A 20,411-nucleotide genomic window follows, 5' to 3' on the forward strand; every position below is an offset into this window, starting at 1 on the left:
AAAAATAAAAAAGCACCTAAATTTTAGGTGCTTTTTTGAACTATAATTTTACGTTTTTATTATTCCTCTTCTTCAGAACCAGAAATAGTGGCCGGTTTTACCGAGGAATCATGTGCGTTATAATATTCTTCTAGTAAGCTCATTGTTGCCTTAAGTAAATCCTTAGTTTCTAACAATACACTAAAGTATAAAGTCGTGTTTTTAGGACTTGATTCTTCAGTTCTAGTACGTTCTACTTGCTTCTGGATTTTTTCGGTTACAATATTAAACACTTCATCTTTTCTGCTTAAAATTTTTCCTATTTGTTCAAATGAACGAGAATCGAAAGCTGTTTTTGTGTCAAAAAATAATTGCTCTAACGCTATATCAACTTCTTTTAATTCCTTAATTTGATTGAATTTAAGTTTTTTGTGATTGTTGTTAATATGCTTATAGCTTACTTTAGAAATGTATTCTAAAGATTGTGCCATATCTTGTAAATAGCCTAAAACATTAATGTAGAAGTTACTTGCTCCAAGACTCGATTCATCTAAATTCTTAATGAAGTAGAAAATGTTATTACGTAAATCGTCAACTTCAACAGATAGTTTCGCTACTTGTTTCTGGTTCTTTTTAAGAGATTGTAAATCTTGTTTAGCTAGACCATTTATAGCATTTGTATAGATCTTGTTTCCACGTTTAACAACGCTTGCAATATTACCTGCGCTTTCGTGAATTACTCCTTGTACAGAGCTGCTTTCAGCTTTTATTAAGCTGTCTTCTGCGCTTACTTCTTTAGATTTTTTATTATGAACAATAGAACTTCTAATAAGTAAAGCAAAGGCTGCAACTAATAAAATTGGAAACATTACTGTAATGTTCAAGTTTAATAAGTAAGCAACTAAAGCTGCTGCAGAAAAGGCACTAAAGGCAGTGAAAAACCATCCACCAATAACATTTATTACACCTGCAACACGGTAAACAGCACTTTCTGCTCCCCAAGCCCTATCGGCAAGTGAAGATCCCATGGCAACCATAAAAGTAACGTAGGTTGTAGAAAGCGGTAACTTATAAGATGTAGCTATTGAAATTAAAACGGCTGCAATCATTAAGTTTACGGCAGCTCTAACTAAATCGAAAGCAGGTAATTCTACCGTTTTGTTTTTTGAAACTTTTATTACAGGAACTTCAAATTGTTTATCTATTTTATCTTGTAAAGATTTGGGTAATATAAGGTTGGTAAATTGCGAGATTAAAAGAGCTAAACGAACAAAACCTCGTGATAAGAAGTTTGGCTCAAAGCGTTCTTTTGTTTCACTTTGACTGGCTAAATCTAACGATGTTTTTACAACGTTTTTAGCTTTAGATGAAAACCACAAGGTTAATACCATAATCATTCCTGCAGCAAATAATAACCAGTTATTGGTTGGTACTTTCTCTGCTAGAACATCCATTGGGAATTGAGTTGCCGGAACTCCAGAGGCCGACCATTCTAAAAAAGCATTATAGGCAGCAATTGGTACTCCAATAAAGTTTACTAAATCGTTACCAGCAAAGGCTAAAGCAAGGGCGAAAGTACCTACTAAGATAATAAGTTTATAAATATTAGCCTTAAGAAAAGTAATAACGGCTAATGATAATAATGACCAAAATGCAAAACTGACTAAAACTATTAAAGCGACTTGGGCTTCCAAGAAATCGTTCATAGTACGTCCTCCTAAAATATCGAAAGAATCTTTAGCGTATGATGTTCCTTTTAATCCTTTCATAAAAATGAAATAAGTAATCGCTGTTAAAGCGAAACCACCAAATAGAGCACCAACCCATGGCGCTTTACTTTCAAAATTATAAGATAAAAGTAATCTTGATACCCATTGAACAAATGCACCAACAGAGAATGCGACCACCACCGAGAGTAGAATACCGAATATAATCTGGGAGGCTTTGGAGGTATTAATGTAATTTACCACATCAGTAAAATCGCCACCATCATGACCAATTTTTATTAATGAGATGGCGACTGCAGCACCCAATAATTCGAAAACGATAGATACTGTGGTGGATGTTGGCATACCAACGGAGTTGAAAAAATCAAGCAGGAGAATATCTGTAATCATCACGGCCATAAATATGATCATGATTTCACTAAACATAAATTCACTTGGATTAAAAATTCCTTTTCTGGCAACCTCCATCATTCCACTAGAAAACACGGCACCTACGGCGACGCCTAAACTAGCAACAATCATAATAGTTTTAAAAGAAACGGCTTTAGAGCCAATAGCAGAATTTAAAAAATTTACTGCATCGTTACTAACGCCAACTACCAAATCTGCAACAGCAAGAATGGCAAGGGCGATAATCATGTATAAATAGATATTATCCATAGTGTCTGGTTGAAATAAGGTTGCAAATATCATGACTATATAAATTTAGTGTGTTATGTAAATGTTATTTCTTTAAAAGTGTATATCGCATTGTAACCGATACATGAGTTTATTGTTTCCGCTAGCAATATCCATGTAAGTTAAATCGCTTTGAATTTTTAATTTATGACCAACAATATATTTTGAAAGTCCAATTGTGTATTGGTTTTCTGCAGTTTCACCTGTAATTTTTTTATCTAATGTTACGTTAGTGTATCGTCCAGAAACTTCCCAATTGCTTTTAAGTAAATAACCAGATTGTAAATTTAAACCTTTACCTACTTGAACGATATCTCCCGTTAAAGTACCATCGGAGTTTGTTGCAAAAGGATTGTCGGCAGTTCTATCGGCATATTCAGTCATAAATGAGAAGCCTTTGTATTTAAACATGGCATCAATAAAGAGTGTTGATATGTTTGTTTCAAAAAAACCAGTATCGGTTTCCATGTAAGAACCTTGGTTGCTTCTAGTTTTTACCGCATTATTGTTATAATCGTAACTTATACCTAAAGCTAACTTTGGTGTTTGTTCACGCTTTAAATCGGCTCCTTTATAGTCACCTTTGCTCGTGAAATTTCCAAAAGGTAAAAGTTCTAGACGTCCTGTGTATTGGTGCCCGCCTAAGTTTCCAGTAGTTACGTTCCTGCCTTCGCCTTGTGCTAAAGAGAAAATTTCTTTTACTACAAATTGATGGGTAATATTAAAATAATGTCTTAATTGAAGTCCAAAATCACGATCTATATTAAAACTACTGTTCAGTAATGAGCGGTCTACTTGTTGTAAATTAGCAGAAGAAATAACGCGTTCTCTGTTGCCTGGGAGTTTTGTTTGGCCGAACCATAGTTCGAAATTTTCATAGAAATTCCACATTAAAACCGCATCCAAAATATATCTAGGCGCATTACTAGTGAATTCTGAAGCTCCAGATTGGTCTCTATTGGATAACCCTAATTCAATTTTATATTTAAGTTTTGGGCTGTAAGCAAAACCATTAAATTTTAGTCTTGACCGTCTTATTAAGAAGTTGGCTTCGTTTTTCGCGCCATCTTCCCAGGTAGAACTACCGAGAAGTTGTACTCTCAGTCCAACTTTCATTGTCCATGAACTATCTTTTCCGACAACGTTGAAAATTCCATTGCCGAATTTCCCCGATTTAATCTCTTGGGCTTGTAATGAAGTTATTACAAAGAACAATACCCCAAGAAGGATAAGTTTGCATTTCATATTAGTATTAGTTTTTGTCGCTGCAAAGAACCGATACTAATGTTAAATTAATGTTTTCTTATTGTTAAGTTTAAACAAAAAAGACTGCCTTAAGTTAAGGCAGTCCCATTAGAAATCATTATAATGTAGTCGACAAAAACTAATAGATTAAATGAATTGCTAATAATTGTCCGAAGACAAACACAAATATCTTGTATTATGTTAATTGTAATGTAATGCTAATATTAAGTAATTATTAAGAATCTGTTATTGTTTTAAAAATATAAAACACTTGAAAACAGGTGCTTATGGGTTTAATGTTAAATTAATGTTACGTAAATGTTGTGTGAGTGTAAAATGTTTCTTATATTTGTGTAGGACGTATTAATAATAAACCCAAACAAAATGAAAAATATATTAATTATCGCAATAGCATTATTTACATCAATGACTTTTGCTCAAAAAGAAAAATCTTTAACTTTAAATAAAGAAACTAACCAAATAGACGCTATTTATTATCACGATAATGGTGAAGTAAGCCAAACAGGTGCCTTTACTGCAGATGGTAAGTTAGATGGTAAATGGGTTAGCTTTGATGAAGCTGGAGAAAAAACAACTGTTGCGTATTATCAAGATGGTAAAAAAGTTGGTAAATGGATTCACTTTATCGACGGAAAGAAAAAAGTAGTGAGTTATGAAAATAACGTTGCTACGTTGTAGATAGCCATACTATTAGTGTATAAAAAAAACGCCTAAAACATATTGTTTTAGGCGTTTTACTTTTATAATATAATTCTTTTAGAATTTGTATGCATAACCAATAGAAAATTCAGTGCCAGGTTCTCTTAAAGAGAATATTTGGTCTTGAGCTTTGTAAGATTGATAAACACTTTCTCTATTGCTTCCTAAAATGTTAGATACTTTAATATCTATTGAAGATTTTTTGTTCTCTCCAAAAGCTTTGTTCAAGGTAAAGTTTAAACTCTTAAATGGTTTAGTGTAAACATCAGGAACACCACCTAAACCAACAACTTCTAAAGTTTCACCTTGCATATTAAAAAACAGACCTGTTTGTAAACCTAAATCCGAATTAGAATAGTTTAAACTCGTGTTTATTAAATATGGAGCTTGACCTTGTAATTCACGTTTTTGATCTATGGTTTGTCCGTCACGAGCATTTGCCGTTCTAGAGTTAAATTCTTCGTCAGACATCGTTAATTCGGACTCAGTAACCGACACGTTTAAAGTGAATTTTAAGTCTTCTAAACTTTCTGTAATAAAACCTAAGTTTTTTCTAAATTCAAATTCAGCACCGTAAACTTTAGCACTACCTAAGTTACCTATAGTTAATTGTGTTGGAGCAGAAGCAAAGAAAGATTTTTCTAAAGGATCTGTAAAATCTTTAAAGAACGCACTAACAGCAAACATAGCGCCAGCATCTCCAAAGTTTTCAAATCTTAAGTCGAAGTTGTTTACATACGTTGGTTTTAAATCGATATTACCAATGAATAAACGGTCTGTAACAGGATCGAAAATTTGAGATAATGATGCTTCTTTAAAAGAAGGTCTAGCCGTAGTTTTATAATAAGATGTACGAATGTTAGATTGATCAGTTACGGCGTAAATAAAGTTAGCCGATGGAAATAAATCATACACATCAATTACTTTAAATCTGTTGTATAAATCTGTTCCATCTTGTCCTGTGTAATACGATGTAAATATTTCTGCTCTTAAACCTATAATAGATTTTAATTTTTCAGAAATATTAAACTCGTTAGAAATATAAGTTGAAGAAATATGTTGCTCACCTTCATAAGCATCATTTGGGTTAAAAATATCACCAGAAATTAAGTATGTACCGTTTGTGTTATCTCTACTCCAAAGGTTTTCTGTTGCTAAAATATTATCAGGGTTTCCGTTTAGAACAGATGTACCGTTATTATCAAACGTCCAATCATCTACACTAAAATCTCTAAATTTATAAGTATGGCCACCACCAAATTTTACTTTAGCAGGCTTTCCGAATAATTCATATTTTTTACTTAAATCTATTTTACCAGCCCAGTTTTCTTCTTGTAAAAAACGCCAGATTCTAATTGGGAAAGTTGCTGCAGAAGCACTAATAAAGTAATCTCCAGATTGTGATTGTTGTAAAGGTGTTACTCTATGGTCTAAATCGTGAACTTTAGAGATTGTAGGAGATAATTTCCACTCAAAATCCCATTCGTTTTTAGCTCCAAAAGAGTGTTTTCCGTTTAAAAGAATATTAGTTACCGAACGCTCTGTATAAGTAATCGCATCTTTTGTTAAAGGCTCGTAACCAGAACCAGAACCAGAACCACCTTGCGCTACAACTTGGTTAAAGAAGCCACCAGTAGATTCTCCATTTTGAATATGAAGTACATTAACACGGTATTTTGAATTTTGAGTTTTATAGGTTAAACCTACAAGCCCGTTAACAAGCACATTGTTAATACCTTCACGACCATTAGATGTTCTATCTGCAACTAACTCGTTATTTGATTTATCGTTAGCATCTATTGAGTAAGCGCCATCTACACGGTTTTCGTAAAATGTTGTACTGTTTTTGTATGAAAACGAAGCTAAGTATCCAAATTTGTCATTTTCGCCAACCTCAAATTGATCGCCTATTGTAAAGCCAAAATTAAAGTTAGGTTTACTTGTCTCCTCTTGCGCTCTTAATTGACTATCAAAACGCCCTGTAAGGGTTGTTAATAAACCTCTATTATCAAAAGTTCCAGGAATATTTTGGTATCTGTGAATTGGTCGGCTTCGAGAGTTATCATCATAACCAAAAAAATCTGTACTACTAGAATTTCCTATTAAAAAATTACTTTTTCCGTGCATGCTAGGGTTAAAGCCAGCACCAAGAGATAATGAAGCTTCAAATTTTGTTGGGAAATCTTTAGTGATAATATCTACAACACCACCAGTAAAATCTGCAGGAAATTCTGCTGCGGCAGATTTTATAACAATAATATTGTCGATAATACTTGTAGGGAAAACATCCATTTGGATTGTGTTTCTGTCAGGATCTAAACCCGGAATATCAACACCATTTAAAGTTGTTTTTGTGTAACGATCTCCAAGACCACGTACATAAACGTATTTACCACCTTCTACAGAAACACCAGGAACAGATTTTACTGCAGCAGCAATGTTACTTGCTCCACTAGATTTAATGCTTTGTGCAGATAAACCATCTAAAAGGGTAACCGATTTTTTCTGAATGTTTAATACAGCATTTTCAGTATTTCTTTTTGCACTTGTAGTAATTACAATTTCGTCTAAAGAATTGGATTTTAAAATAACATCTAAATCAAATACTTGTCCATTTTTAATAACAATATCACTAATTTCTTTGGATTCGTATCCAACGAAAGAAAAGATTAGCGTGTAAGTTCCAGCATCTAAAGACAATTGGTATTTACCATCAAAGTCTGATGTTGTACCTGTTGTAGTGCCTTTTACTAAAATGTTGGCAAAGGCCATTGGCTCGTTGTTGTACTCACCGTCTAGCACATTTCCAGCAACAGTTCCCTGAGCATTCAAACTTAAAAATGAAGTTAAAAAAAGCGAAAGAACTATAAAAATATTTTTCATATATATAATTTATAAACTACTGCCCGCCATAAAAGCAAGCAGTAGTAAATTATGTTTTTAAAATAGAATTGAATTAAGCTTATAGTGCTAAACCTCCTTCGATTACAGCGTAAGTCCAGTTAAACTCAGAAGTAGTAGCACCTACTGTTTGAGACCCTTTAGTTACAGCTGTTCCTTCAGATCCAAAACCTGGAGCATCAACGGTTTCTGCTTTGTTTACAAAAATAGTTGTAACATCTGTTACACCTTCTGGTAACACAATTTCCCAAGCAGAGAATGTTAATAAAGTATCGTTGTAGTTTGTAGCAACACCATCGTTATCTAATTCAATATCAGAATCAGCTTTAAAACCGTAAGCGTAAACATTATTTGTTGCTCCCATTGCTGCACTTCTGTAATCGGCATATTCACCGTTAGGAGTAACGCTGTTTCCAATAATGGTTGCATTTTGTAAAGTAAAAGAACCTGTAGAAGTTCCTTCGGGACCATCAACTTCAAAAGCATGATCAGAGGCGTCTCCTAAAACAACTACAACATTGTCAATAGTTCCAGAGTAAGCTTGGTCGATATCAATAGCATCATCGCCTTGTCCCCAAACTAATACGTTTGTTACGTTTACTGTTCCTCCAAAAAACTCAACACCATCATCAACATTAGCAAGAACTTCAATATTTTCAATTACAGTTCCGTTACCAACACCACCAAGTGTTAAACCGTTAATTTCGTTTCCTTCACCAATTAAAGCCCCACCATGACGGATAGAGATGTATTTAAGAACGCCAGAGTTATCTGCAGCATCAGTTCCACCGTATAGACCAAAAGTATCATCAGCAGGAATTCCTTCAATTTGTACTTCAACTAAATCTCCTTTAAAAGAACCTGGAGCGTTACCTAAAATAATTAATCCACCCCAAAGACCTCTATTGCTTTCGTCTAAGTTTGTACCAGCAGTTTCACCAGCATCGATATTATCACTTGTAGAAGTAAAAATAATTGGGCTAGTAGAAGTTCCTTCAGCATTTATTTTAGAACCTCTCGCAATAATTAAAGCAGAAGCTAAAGAACCTGTTCCTGAAGTTCCCTTAATAATGGTTCCAGCTTCAATAGTTAAAGTTGCTCCATTATCTACAACAACTTTTTGGTTTAATTCGTAAATTTTATCGTTTGTCCAAGTTGTGTCCTCAGTAATCGCACCAGTAACAGCAACTGTTTCAGTTGTACTTGTAGAGCCATCACCGTTTTGGATAATTGTAACTTCTTCTATTATAATTGGTGTATCATCATCTTTAAGACAACCAGTAAATACTAGAGTTGATACCATTAAAAGAGGTAAAATTATTTTTTTCATGAGATTTAAATTTTGATATTTTTTTTAGTTTATTCTTTCGGCAAAGAAACCACCACATTCTTAAAATGATGTTAATTCAAGATTAAACAACCGTAACAAAAGTGTTATAAAAACGTTACCTAAGTGTTTCTAAATGTTAATAGTTGGTTACATTGAGTTAACATTAAAAAGTTATTTTGCTAGATTGAAAGCTTTTGATGAATTAAAATATGCAAAGCTATTCTATAAAATAAAAGCATAAAAAAAACAGCCTCCGTTAAACGAAGGCTGTTTTTAAAATATTTTATAAAAAACGTTTTAGTTACTAGTAGTAGTAATGTTGGACGTTTCATTATTATCTGCGCTTGCTAAGGTTAACATTAAATCTTCTAAAGATAAAGTGTTAGCGCCTAGCGATTCTTTAATTTGTGTAGTACGGTTGGCAGCTACTTTAACTTCCATCGTTTTAGTTTCGTAACCTACAAAACTAAGTGATACTGTATAAGTCCCAGGACTTAAACGCTCAAATTTAAAGTTACCGTATTCATCAGATATTGCTTTATCTCCCGTTTCGTTAATAGAGATACGAGCCATTTCTAAGGGCGCATTATTAGATTCTAAATCTAATACGTTACCATTAATAGAAGTGTCATCTTGAGCAAACGACATTACTGATGTTAAAAAAGCTATAATTAAAAAAAGATGTTTCATTGAATTTTAATAAATAAATTTTGCTCTGCAAAATAAAAGCATGAACGTAATATTAATGTTATGTAAATATTAAACAACCGTAATTAAAAGGTTACGCTAATGTTAAGCGAATTTTTATTTATTTTTTAATAGGAAATGTTATCTTGCCTGCACATAAATTTTCACCATGAACTGGGAGCAATTACTATCCTTAAAACGCTTTGGCGACACCAATAAACGCATTAGAAAAGAGCAAGACGAAACTCGTTTAGGCTTTGAAGTAGACTATGATCGCGTTATTTTTTCATCAGAATTTAGAAGTTTACAAGATAAAACTCAGGTAATCCCTTTATCCGAAACCGATTTTGTACACACCAGACTTACGCACAGTTTAGAAGTTAGTGTTGTTGGCCGATCGCTTGGCCGTTTGGTTGGTAAAAAATTATTAGAAAAACACCCACACCTACAAAGCTCATTAGGTTATCAAGCCAACGATTTTGGCGCTATTGTAGCTGCGGCAGCTTTGGCACACGATATTGGAAACCCACCTTTTGGGCATTCGGGAGAAAAAGCAATAGGCGAATACTTCATAACCGGTAAAGGCAAGAGTTTTCAAAACCAATTAACCGATAAAGAATATCAAGATCTTTGCGATTTTGAAGGTAATGCTAACGGATTCAAGATTTTAACCGAAGATAGAGTTGGTCGTTTAGGAGGACTAAGGCTTTGTTACGCCACACTTGGTGCTTTCATGAAATACCCAAAAGAGTCGTTACCTAAAAAACCAACAAAACATATAGCCGATAAAAAATACGGTTTTTTCCAAAGTGAAAAAGACGCCTTTCAAGATGTAGCAAACGAACTTGGTTTACTAAAACGAAGTGAAACAGACCTAAGTTATTCACGCCATCCATTAGCGTTTTTAGTAGAAGCTGCCGATGATATTTGTTACACCATAATCGATTTTGAAGATGGTATAAACCTTGGGCTCATTCAAGAAGAATATGCGCTAGAATACCTTTCAAAAATTATTCGTCATAACATAAAACGAGAAAATTATTATGCGCTTTCAACTAAAGAAGACCGCATAGGTTATCTACGCGCGCTGGCCATTGGCTCACTAATAAACGAAGCCGTAACCATATTTATGGAAAATGAGGACGCTATTTTAAACGGCACTTTCGATTGCGGATTACTCGATAAAAGCCAATACGAAGCCCAAATAAAAGATATTATTAAAATTAGTGTCGATAATATTTACCAATCCACCGAGGTTGTCGATAAAGAAATCGCGGGTTATGGCGTAATAAATACGCTGCTAAATACCTATGCCACGGCAGTAAATAATGGATTTAACAACACCGCATCTAATTACGATAAACTCATACTAAAAAGCCTACCGAAAAACATCAACGCCACGAGCATTAGCCTATACGAACGCCTATCTAGCGTATGTTATTACGTGTCGTTGCTGTCCGATAGTAAAGCCATTTTAGAGTACAAAAAAATAAAAGGAATAGGGTTTTAAACCATAGTTTGGGCGTTACCCGAAAAGGGTCGGGCTTTCACTACTCGCTTTTTTGTGTTGCATAGGTGCAACAACACAAAAAGAGCTCAAACAAGCCGTTCAATCCCTAACGCAAATTCGGCTAAATCTTAAGTTTTAGTCATTAAAATATTATAAATTTATCTCATGAAAATTCTACACCTCGATACCAATCACGAATTATTAATTGAGAAACTAGCACAAGCAGGATTTACAAATCACGAAGATTATACATCTACAAAAGCTGAAATAGAAGCCAAAATTGGTGATTATGATGGTATTGTACTACGTAGTCGTTTTACAATAGATAAGCAATTTCTCGATACCGCAACAAACCTTAAGTTTATTGGTAGAGTAGGTGCAGGGCTAGAAAATATAGATTGCGATTATGCCGAACAAAAAGGTGTGTATTTAGTTTCCGCACCAGAAGGTAACCGTAATGCCGTTGGCGAGCATAGTTTAGGTATGTTATTATCTTTATTCAATAAATTAAATAAAGCCGATGCCGAAGTACACCAAGGCAAATGGTTTCGCGAAGCTAATAGAGGCATTGAGCTAGATGGAAAAACCGTTGGGTTAATAGGCTATGGAAACATGGGGAAAGCCTTTGCGAAAAAACTTAGAGGTTTCGATGTTGAGGTTTTATGTTACGATATAAAAGCTAATGTGGGAGATACAAACGCAAAACAAGTAACATTAGCAGAGTTTCAAGAAAAAGTAGATGTAGTGAGCTTGCACACGCCGCAAACGCCGCTTACTGTAAACATGATAAATTCAGAATTTATAAATGCCATTAAAAAATCATTTTGGCTTATAAATACAGCACGCGGAAAAAGTGTGGTGACAAGTGATTTAATGGTTGCTCTAAAATCTGGAAAAATCTTAGGTGCAGGACTCGATGTTTTAGAATACGAAAAAGCATCTTTCGAGAATCTGTTTTCAAACACATTACCCGAAGCGTTTCAATATTTATTAGATTCAGAAAACGTACTATTAACACCTCATGTTGCAGGTTGGACCATTGAAAGTAAAGAGAAATTGGCTCAAACTATTGTCGATAAAATTCTCGCTAAATTTTGTTAACTTTAGGTTTTCAAAATAACATGCATGGCATCTAAAGTTACAACAGTCGAACAATACCTCGATGCATTACCCGACCACCGAAAAGTACCGGTTAATAAACTTCGTGAGCAAATTTTAAAAAATCTTCCAGAAGGGGTTAAAGAAACCATAAGTTATGGTATGTTGGGTTATGTAATTCCGCATACGGTATATCCAAACGGTTATCATTGCAACCCAAAACTACCATTGCCATTCATGAATTTGGCATCTCAAAAAAACTTTATTGCTGTTTATAGTATGGTGCTTTATGCTAAAAAAGACCTTATGGATTGGTTTGTTTCAGAATATAAAAAACAGAGTAAAGACAAGTTGGATATGGGTAAAGTTTGCCTTCGGTTTAAAAAAATGGAAGATATCCCATTTAAGCTTATTGGCGAATTAACAGCAAAAGTTTCTACCAAGAAATGGATTGAGCTTTATGAGAATTCAATAAAGAAATAATAACCCCCTGTCTTCAAGGGAATAAAAGCAGAACTATGAAAAGAGTTACAGGAATAGGCGGTTTGTTTTTTAAAAGCAAAGATCCAAAAGCATCAAAAGATTGGTACAGCAAACATCTAGGTTTTAATACCGACGATTATGGTAGTACCTTTTGGTGGAAAGATAAAGAAGGAAAAGATTGTTCTACACAATGGAGTCCATTTGCTGAGGATACTAAATATTACGAGCCGTCAAAAAAAGATTTCATGTTTAATTACCGTGTGGAAAATTTGCATGAGTTGCTTAAAGTTTTAAAAGAAGAAGGTGTTACCATCGTTGGCAAAGTTGAAGAATATGAATACGGAAAATTTGGCTGGATTTTAGATAACGACGGTAATAAAATTGAACTTTGGGAACCTAACGATAGTGCTTTTTTGTAAATTCGCAGTACAACTCTGCAACTTCATTTTAATTGACTTACTTAGAAATTCTTCAGGCTTATAATTTATCAGTTTTACAATGGGTTGCCATGGGTTCTGCTATGTTTTTACTCGGGATGTCTAAATCGGGAATTAAAGGTATCGGGATTATTATTGTGGTTATTATGGCTTTTGTATTTGGAGAAAAAGCATCGACAGGTGTTTTGGTTCCTATGCTTATTTGTGCCGATATTTTTGCAGTAGTTTATTATAATCAACATGCACAATGGCATATTGTTAAAAAACTTATTCCATGGATGATTGTTGGTGTTCTCGTTGGTGTTTGGGTTGGTAATGATATTTCAGAATTAATCTTTAAAAGGCTTATGGCCATAATCATTATAGCCTCGGTTTTAATTATGATTTATACCGAACGTAGAAAATCTGAGACTGTACCAGATAATAAATGGTTTTCTGCAGGAACGGGTTTTATGGCTGGTTTTACAACTATGATTGGTAATTTGGCAGGCCCAGTCGCAAATATTTATTTTCTTGCCATGCGATTTCCCAAAAATGAATTTATTGGTACAGCCGCCTGGTTGTTTTTTATAATAAATGTGTTTAAGCTTCCATTTCATGTCTTTGTTTGGGGCACGGTTACTAAAGAGACCTTGGTGTTAGATTCTGTTTTAATACCAGTAGTTATTGGTGGGTTTTTCCTCGGTACTTATATCGTGAAATTTGTTTCTAATGTAAACTATAGACGTTTTATCTTAATTGTTACTGCTGTTGGTGGTGTAATATTGTTATTTAGTTAATTATTAGTGATTTAAACAGATTGATTTTTTTATTACCTTTAACACTTAATAAATTTTAACTTATAACAATGTCAGACGAAAAAAATTTGGGCGACGATCTTAACGATATGTTAGGCGATGCTAAAGATGGTGCAAAAAAAGCAGCCGATACGGTAAACGAAAAAGCTGGAGAATTTGCAGGAGAAGCTAAAGAAGCAGCTTCAGATTTTGCAAAAGGTGCAAACGAAGTGCTAGGTGGTGAAAACAAAAAATTAGTTGCAGGTATTGTAGCTATTTTAATTGGTAGCTTAGGAATCCATAAATTTATCTTAGGATATACTAAAGAAGGTATTATTCAGCTTGTAGCTACATTTGTTACTTGTGGTATAGCAAGTATTATTCCGTTTATAGAAGGAATCATCTATTTAACTAAATCTGATGAAGAGTTTTACAATACTTACCAAGTTGGTAAAAAAGGCTGGTTTTAATTTTAATCAGTAAAATATAAAAAAAGCTGAAACATTTATGTTTCAGCTTTTTTGTTTTCAAAATATTATAGCTTTAAGAAACGCCGTTGTTTTCGGTAAACTTTCGTTCCAATTCTGCTTGAAACTCTTCCATTACAGGTCTAACGGTGCTGTCTGGTAAATCGGCAATTTTTATATACATCAAACCATCTACAGCATTATTAAATAATGGGTCTACGTTAAATGCTACTAATCTGGCATTCTGTTTTATATACTTTTTAAGCAGTACCGGCATACGTAGTGCACCTGGCTCTATCTCGTCAATAAGTTTATCAAATTTATTTAAATCGGCTTCCGTTTCATCGAAAACAAAATCTTTATCGGCATCTTTCAACTTAACCTTAAATTCTTTTTTAGGGTGCACGTATTGCGCGATGTATGGATCGTAGTAATGCGATTTCATAAACTCAATCATCAACGATTTTGAGAAATTAGAAAACTGATTACTTATACTTACCCCTCCAATTAAAAATTTATGCTCAGGAAAGCGCAACGTAATGTGCACAATACCTTTCCAAAGTAAAAATAATGGCATTGGTTTTTGTTGATATTCTTTAATAATGAAAGCACGCCCCATTTCTATAGATTGGCTCATCATTTTATATAATTCAGGCTCGAATCTAAATAAATCTTGAAGATAAAATCCGTCTATCCCATATTTTTCAAATATCTGAGAACCTAAGCCCATTCTATAAGCACCGGCGAGTATGTTGCGCTCACGATCCCATAAAAACATATGGTGATAATATTGGTCGAAGTCATCTAAATCAATAGCTTCATTGGTGCCTTCACCTACCTCCCGAAAGGTGATTTCACGTAAACGGCCAATTTCGCGAAGTATATTTGGTGTATCCTTAGCTTGCGCCAAAAACACTTCGTAATTTTTACTTTCTAAAAGTCTAGAATCGCACTCTCTAAGAGCTTCTACCTCTTTAATCATAATTCCAGAATCAACAGGAGTAATAATGTTTTTAGGTGCTTTTGGTGTTTTTAGAGTCGAAGAGATGTTATCTAATATTTTTGATTTATGTTCAAAAGAATTAGATAGCATGTAAGTCTTTTTTCTTAAGAAGTTCGAGAAATCCTCTAACGAAACATGTTCTTTTTGATCGGCAACCGAGATGGGTTTTCCTATTCTAACTTTTATAATGCGACGTTTTTGGCTAACAACCTCAGACGGTAATTTTGCAGTTCGGAATATATCGCTAATTTTAGAAAGCTTATAAAATAATTGACTGTTTTTGGCGTGAAAGTATATGGGAACCACCGGTACTTCGGCATGCTTTATTAATTTAATGGCTGCTTCTTCCCAAGGCTTATCGACTACTAGTTTACCGTCTCTATAAGTAGAAACCTCGCCTGCAGGAAATAAGCCTAACGGATGGCCGGCACGTACATGTAAAATAGCGTTTTTAAAACCTGCGATACTCGATTTTATGTCTTTCCTATCCTCGAAAGGGTTTACAGGCATCATATAAGGTTTCATCGGTTGAATACGATGTAATAAAAAATTGGCTATTATTTTAAAATCATCACGCTGTTCAAGCATTAATTTTAAAAGTAAAGCGCCATCAATACCGCCCAATGGGTGGTTTGAAACCGTTATATAAGCACCGTTTTTAGGTAGTCGTTTAAAATCTTCTTCTGGTATTTCGAATTTAATTTGAAATTCTTCTAAAATTTTGTCTAAAAACTCGACGCCTTCAAGATGATTATTACGCTTGTAAACCTTATTTATAGTCGATATTTTGAGTGCTTTCATTAGTAGCCAGCCAATAAAAGTGCCAATAAAACCATATTTGTCTAGTTTTATTGCTTTGGCTACTTCTTTGGGTGTAACTAAGCCTATGTTTGTTGCTTTCGTCATGGCTGTAAATGTACTAAAATATGTGCTTAAATTATATAGTAACTACTTGAACGGTTTCTTGAGTTAATTGTTTTAATAACACGGTTTTATCTGCTTCAATTTTATTTATGGCCGTTTCGTTATAATGTCGAATGGTGTAAAGTGATACGTTTTGGTTGCAAACCACTTTAAATTTTGACTTTAAATGATGTAATAATTTATCGAGATTATTGTAATTGTTTTCGATACAAACTGAAAAACTTATAGCCGAATTTTGCAGAAGGTCTACTTTCATTTTATACTGATGTAAAAGTCTAAAAATATCGCTAATGTTTTCTTCAACAATATATGAAAAATCTAAGGATGAAAGTGATATTAAAACCTGATTCTTCTTTACTATAAAACAAGGAATCTTGGGGTCTAAAGAGATGTTTTTACCAATTTTTGTTCCGTTAGATTCTGGATTCAAAAATGATTTTACGTATAACGGAATTTCTTTTCCCTGCAATGGCTGTAAAGTTTTTGGATGAATAACCGATGCGCCATAAAAGGCCAATTCTATCGCTTCTCTATATGATATATTGTTAAGTAATTGTGCGTTTTCAAAATAACGTGGATCGGCGTTTAAAAGGCCAGGAACATCTTTCCAAATCGTTACCCTTTCGGCGTTTAAACAATAGGCGTAAATAGCCGCTGTGTAATCGCTGCCTTCTCTGCCTAATGTCGTGGTGAAATTGTTGGCGTCACTACCTAGAAAACCTTGTGTGATATTTAAAATAGAAGGGTTAAATGTATTTGATATAAGCTGTTGAGTGGTTTCCCAGTTTACATTTGCTCGACGATAATAATTATCGGTTTTTATATGAGTTCGAACATCTATCCAATTATTATTGAGGCCTATTTGGTTTAAGTACTCGCTAATTATGGTTGTTGAAACAAGCTCACCAAAACCTATAACTTGGTCGTAAACAAAACTATTATCTGGAGATTTGTTACTAATTAAAAATTGATTTAATTCACCGAAAAATGCATCTATTTTTGAGAAGATAATATGGTTTTCGTTAGGAAATAAATCTAATAAAATTTCATTATGAAATTTTTTAACCTCTTGCAATGCGCTTTGTAATTCGGACTTGTTTTCGAAATAATTCTTAATCACAAGTTCTAAAGCATTGGTGGTTTTTCCCATAGCGGAAACTACTATTAATGTATTTTTATAGCCCACCTTTTGCAAAACAGAAGCTATGTTTTTTACTCCATTAGCATCTTTTACCGAGGCACCACCGAATTTATAGACTTGCATGTTTAGTTGTTTTGTTTAATAGATCGTTACGCTTTCAATTTTTCGATATACGTCTTTATAGCTGCTTCATCTAATTGAACTACATCCCAATCGCGCATAACGTTTGCTCCTTTTTTTTCATAGAATGCAATGGCTGGTTCGTTCCAGTCAATAACTTCCCAGTTTATGCGCTTAACGCCTTTTTTATGACCGTATTTAACAACTTCATCTAAAAGTGCTGTCCCCATACCTGTACCCCTCATTTTCTGATTTACAATTAAATCTTCTAAATGAATTATTTTACCCTTCCATGTCGAGTAACGGTTGTAAACAAGGGCAATACCTTCTACTTTTTTATCAGCTTCTGCAACAAAACAGTGAAATGCAGGATGTATTCCAAAGCCATCATTCTCTAAATCTGTTAAGGTAACTTCAACAGCATCTGGTTCTTTTTCGAACACAGCTAACTCGTTGATTAGATGGAGCACTTGTGGCATATCCTCTTTTTTTGCATTTCTTATTGTAAAATCCATAATGAACATTATATTTTTTCAAATATACTTTAAAGTTAAATATGTTTGGGTATATAACTTTAACGAAAACGTTGTAGTTTCCTAATTTTTATAGATATTTGTATAAACAAAACAAAACACTTTTATGTCTCACAAAAAACAAACTTTAGGAGAGTTTATTATTGAAAATCAGTCATCGTTTAAATATTCTTCAGGTGAATTATCAAGCCTTTTGAATTCTATTAGATTGGCGGCAAAAGTTGTAAATCATGAAGTAAATAAGGCAGGATTAGTTGATATTATTGGTGCCGCTGGTGACACTAATATTCAAGGAGAAGATCAACAAAAACTGGATGTTTACGCAAACGATAAGTTTATACAAACGTTAACTAAAAGAAATATTGTTTGTGGAATTGCAAGTGAGGAAGAGGATGATTTTATTTCTATAAATAGCCAAGATGAAAATCATCAGAATAAATATATTGTACTTATTGATCCTTTGGATGGGTCATCAAATATTGATGTAAATGTTTCGGTTGGAACTATTTTTTCTATTTACAGACGTGTAACTCCAGTAGGAACACCTGTTACTCTTGAAGATTTTTTGCAAAAAGGAAGTAAGCAAGTCGCTGCTGGTTACGTGGTTTACGGCACTTCTACTATGTTGGTTTACACAACAGGAGATGGTGTTAATGGTTTTACTTTAAACCCTGCGATTGGATCGTTTTACTTGTCGCATCCTGATATGGAATTCCCTGAAGATGGAAATATTTATTCAGTAAATGAAGGTAACTATGTTCATTTTCCTCAAGGTGTAAAAAATTATATAAAATATTGTCAAGAAGAAGAAGGAGATAGACCTTATACTTCTAGATATATAGGGTCTTTGGTATCCGATTTTCATAGAAATATGATAAAAGGTGGTATATATCTTTACCCACAAAGTTCTAAGAATCCAGATGGTAAACTACGTTTGCTTTACGAATGTAACCCAATGGCCTTTTTAGCAGAGCAAGCTAATGGTTTTGCTAGTGACGGTTTTACGAGAACTATGGATGTAGATCCAACAGAGCTTCACCAACGTGTACCGTTTATTTGCGGTAGTAAAAATATGGTTAAGAAGGCTGAAGAGTTTATGAAAAATGCTAAATAAGAAATACTTTTTATAATAAAAAAATGCGAGCTATTAGGCTCGCATTTTTTTTACATTAATATTTTATTAAAGATTACATAGCAACTAAATCACCACTCATATCTTTCGTAGGTAAATTAGATTTACCCATTAAATAAATATCTACTTGTCTAGCAGCCTCACGACCTTCAGAAATAGCCCATACAATTAGAGACTGTCCACGGCGCATATCGCCAGCAGCAAATATGTTTGGAACGTTAGTTTGGTATTTGCCGTATTCTGCTTTGTAATTAGAACGGGCATCTTTTTTAATACCTAACTTATCGGCTAATGTGCTTTCTGGGCCAGTAAAACCTAATGCTAATAAAGCTAAATCACAAGGCCAAGTTTTTTCTGTACCAGCAATTTCAATAAGTTGTGGACGTTCGCCAGGAACCATTTTCCATTCAACATTTACTGTTTTTAAAGCTGTTAATTTACCATTTTCATCTTTTATGAATTCTTTGGTGTTGATCAACCAGTTACGTTCTACACCTTCTTGATGAGAAGAAGACGTTTTTAACTGCAATGGCCAAAATGGCCAAGGTGTAGTTGGAGAACGGTGTCCAGGTGGTTTCGGCATAATTTCAAAATTAACTACCGATGTTGCTCCTTGACGGTTAGAGGTTCCAACACAATCTGATCCTGTATCACCACCACCAATTACAATAACATGTTTATCGGTTGCTAATACTTGATTTTTTACTTCTTTACCAAATAACACTTTAGTTTCTTGAGTTAAAAAGTCCATAGCTTGTACCACGCCATCGGCATCAATACCTTGTGTTGGTAAGCTACGTCTTTCGGTTGCTCCACCACATAATACTATAGAATCGAATGCTTTTAAATCTTTAACATTATAATTTACACCAACATTTACATTGGTTTTAAATATGATGCCCTCAGCTTCTAATATTTTTACACGACGATCGATAACTCCTTTTTCCATTTTGAAATTAGGAATTCCGTAGCGTAATAAACCTCCAACTTCATCGTCACGTTCAAAAACAGTAACGGTGTGTCCGGCTCTATTTAATTGTTGTGCTGTAGCTAGGCCAGCAGGACCAGAACCTACAACGGCAACTGCTTTTCCTGTTCTCGTTTTAGGTGGTTGTGGTTTTATCCAGCCTTCTTTAAAGGCACGTTCTACAATGCTTTTTTCAATATTTTCAATAGAAACGGGATCTTCAATTATACCTAGTACACACGATTTTTCGCAAGGAGCAGGACATAAACGACCTGTGAACTCTGGAAAATTGTTTGTAGAGTGCAATAACCAAGAAGCTTTATGCCATTCACCTTGGTGCACCATATGGTTAAAATCTGGTATTAAATTACCAAGTGGGCAACCACTATGGCAAAAAGGAATTCCACAATCCATACAACGAGATCCTTGTTTGGTAATCTCTTCTTCTTTTAATGGTATGGTAAATTCTTTATAGTTTTTTACACGGTCTGCTACGGGCGCGTAAGTTTCGTCTTGTCTTTCAAATTCTTTAAATCCTGTTACTTTTCCCATT

17 protein-coding genes are annotated in these 20,411 nt (G+C 34.1%); 8 read left to right on the forward strand and 9 right to left on the reverse strand.

Annotation, left to right across the window (positions count from 1 at the left end):
- Positions 1 to 59: 59 nt before the first annotated feature.
- Positions 60 to 2,366 carry an inorganic phosphate transporter gene (locus tag M4I23_RS03410; RefSeq protein WP_158851649.1) on the reverse strand — a complete coding sequence of 769 codons (2,307 nt, stop codon included), beginning with the start codon at positions 2,364 to 2,366 and terminating at the stop codon, positions 60 to 62.
- A 72-nt stretch (positions 2,367 to 2,438) separates the two neighbouring features.
- Positions 2,439 to 3,629, reverse strand: a complete 1,191-nt coding sequence (locus M4I23_RS03415) for a porin (RefSeq protein WP_249753452.1) — start codon at positions 3,627 to 3,629, stop codon at positions 2,439 to 2,441.
- 384 nt (positions 3,630 to 4,013) lie between these two features.
- Between M4I23_RS03415 and M4I23_RS03420 the strand changes: the two genes are divergently transcribed.
- Positions 4,014 to 4,328, forward strand: coding sequence for a nicotinic acid mononucleotide adenyltransferase (locus M4I23_RS03420; protein WP_158846859.1), 315 nt, complete (start codon positions 4,014 to 4,016; stop codon positions 4,326 to 4,328).
- 78 nt (positions 4,329 to 4,406) lie between these two features.
- On the opposite strand, the gene M4I23_RS03425 is transcribed toward M4I23_RS03420, so the two are convergent.
- The 3 genes from M4I23_RS03425 to M4I23_RS03435 all read right to left on the reverse strand — a co-directional run bounded on the left by M4I23_RS03425 (position 4,407) and on the right by M4I23_RS03435 (position 9,270).
- The gene (locus M4I23_RS03425) at positions 4,407 to 7,232 is read right to left on the reverse strand and encodes a TonB-dependent receptor (protein ID WP_249753453.1); all 2,826 of its coding nucleotides are present in this window, start codon (positions 7,230 to 7,232) and stop codon (positions 4,407 to 4,409) included.
- A gap of 79 nt (positions 7,233 to 7,311) precedes the next feature.
- Complete coding sequence (locus M4I23_RS03430; protein WP_158846863.1) at positions 7,312 to 8,580, reverse strand: hypothetical protein; 1,269 nt, start codon at positions 8,578 to 8,580, stop codon at positions 7,312 to 7,314.
- Positions 8,581 to 8,877: 297 nt separating this feature from the next.
- Positions 8,878 to 9,270 (reverse strand): carboxypeptidase-like regulatory domain-containing protein, encoded by a 393-nt coding sequence (locus M4I23_RS03435; protein WP_249753454.1) that lies wholly within the window; start codon positions 9,268 to 9,270, stop codon positions 8,878 to 8,880.
- Between the two features lie 166 nt (positions 9,271 to 9,436).
- On the opposite strand from M4I23_RS03435, the gene dgt reads away from it, so the two are divergent.
- From dgt to M4I23_RS03465, 6 genes are all read left to right on the forward strand, one after another.
- Positions 9,437 to 10,777 (forward strand): dGTP triphosphohydrolase, encoded by a 1,341-nt coding sequence (gene dgt / locus M4I23_RS03440; protein WP_249753455.1) that lies wholly within the window; start codon positions 9,437 to 9,439, stop codon positions 10,775 to 10,777.
- 165 nt (positions 10,778 to 10,942) lie between these two features.
- Complete coding sequence (locus M4I23_RS03445) at positions 10,943 to 11,878, forward strand: 2-hydroxyacid dehydrogenase (protein WP_249753456.1); 936 nt, start codon at positions 10,943 to 10,945, stop codon at positions 11,876 to 11,878.
- A 24-nt stretch (positions 11,879 to 11,902) separates the two neighbouring features.
- Positions 11,903 to 12,358 carry a DUF1801 domain-containing protein gene (locus M4I23_RS03450; RefSeq protein ID WP_158846871.1) on the forward strand — a complete coding sequence of 152 codons (456 nt, stop codon included), beginning with the start codon at positions 11,903 to 11,905 and terminating at the stop codon, positions 12,356 to 12,358.
- 35 nt (positions 12,359 to 12,393) lie between these two features.
- Entirely contained in the window at positions 12,394 to 12,777 is a 384-nt protein-coding gene (locus M4I23_RS03455; protein ID WP_158846873.1) for a VOC family protein, read from the forward strand.
- A 32-nt stretch (positions 12,778 to 12,809) separates the two neighbouring features.
- On the forward strand, positions 12,810 to 13,574 hold the full coding sequence (locus M4I23_RS03460; RefSeq protein ID WP_158846875.1) for a sulfite exporter TauE/SafE family protein: 765 nt from the start codon (positions 12,810 to 12,812) through the stop codon (positions 13,572 to 13,574).
- 68 nt (positions 13,575 to 13,642) lie between these two features.
- Positions 13,643 to 14,041 carry an NINE protein gene (locus tag M4I23_RS03465; RefSeq protein WP_158846877.1) on the forward strand — a complete coding sequence of 133 codons (399 nt, stop codon included), beginning with the start codon at positions 13,643 to 13,645 and terminating at the stop codon, positions 14,039 to 14,041.
- Between the two features lie 73 nt (positions 14,042 to 14,114).
- Here the strand turns inward: M4I23_RS03465 and M4I23_RS03470 are convergent, their stop codons facing one another.
- From M4I23_RS03470 to M4I23_RS03480, 3 genes are read right to left on the reverse strand one after another with little or no spacing between them, the layout of a single operon-like run.
- Positions 14,115 to 15,947 carry a lysophospholipid acyltransferase family protein gene (locus M4I23_RS03470; protein ID WP_199269916.1) on the reverse strand — a complete coding sequence of 611 codons (1,833 nt, stop codon included), beginning with the start codon at positions 15,945 to 15,947 and terminating at the stop codon, positions 14,115 to 14,117.
- Between the two features lie 31 nt (positions 15,948 to 15,978).
- Complete coding sequence (locus tag M4I23_RS03475; protein ID WP_249753457.1) at positions 15,979 to 17,229, reverse strand: aspartate kinase; 1,251 nt, start codon at positions 17,227 to 17,229, stop codon at positions 15,979 to 15,981.
- A gap of 26 nt (positions 17,230 to 17,255) precedes the next feature.
- Complete coding sequence (locus M4I23_RS03480) at positions 17,256 to 17,741, reverse strand: GNAT family N-acetyltransferase (protein ID WP_158846881.1); 486 nt, start codon at positions 17,739 to 17,741, stop codon at positions 17,256 to 17,258.
- Between the two features lie 124 nt (positions 17,742 to 17,865).
- Here M4I23_RS03480 and fbp point away from each other — a divergent pair, with 124 nt between their 5' ends.
- On the forward strand, positions 17,866 to 18,873 hold the full coding sequence (gene fbp, locus M4I23_RS03485; protein ID WP_158846883.1) for a class 1 fructose-bisphosphatase: 1,008 nt from the start codon (positions 17,866 to 17,868) through the stop codon (positions 18,871 to 18,873).
- Positions 18,874 to 18,946: 73 nt separating this feature from the next.
- On the opposite strand, the gene M4I23_RS03490 is transcribed toward fbp, so the two are convergent.
- Positions 18,947 to 20,410: a glutamate synthase subunit beta gene (locus tag M4I23_RS03490; RefSeq protein ID WP_158846885.1), complete on the reverse strand. Its 1,464-nt coding sequence runs from the start codon at positions 20,408 to 20,410 to the stop codon at positions 18,947 to 18,949.
- Between the last annotated feature and the right edge of the window lies 1 nt (position 20,411).

The sequence above is a fragment of the Algibacter sp. L4_22 genome, assembly GCF_023473045.1.
Lineage (GTDB): Bacteria > Bacteroidota > Bacteroidia > Flavobacteriales > Flavobacteriaceae > Algibacter.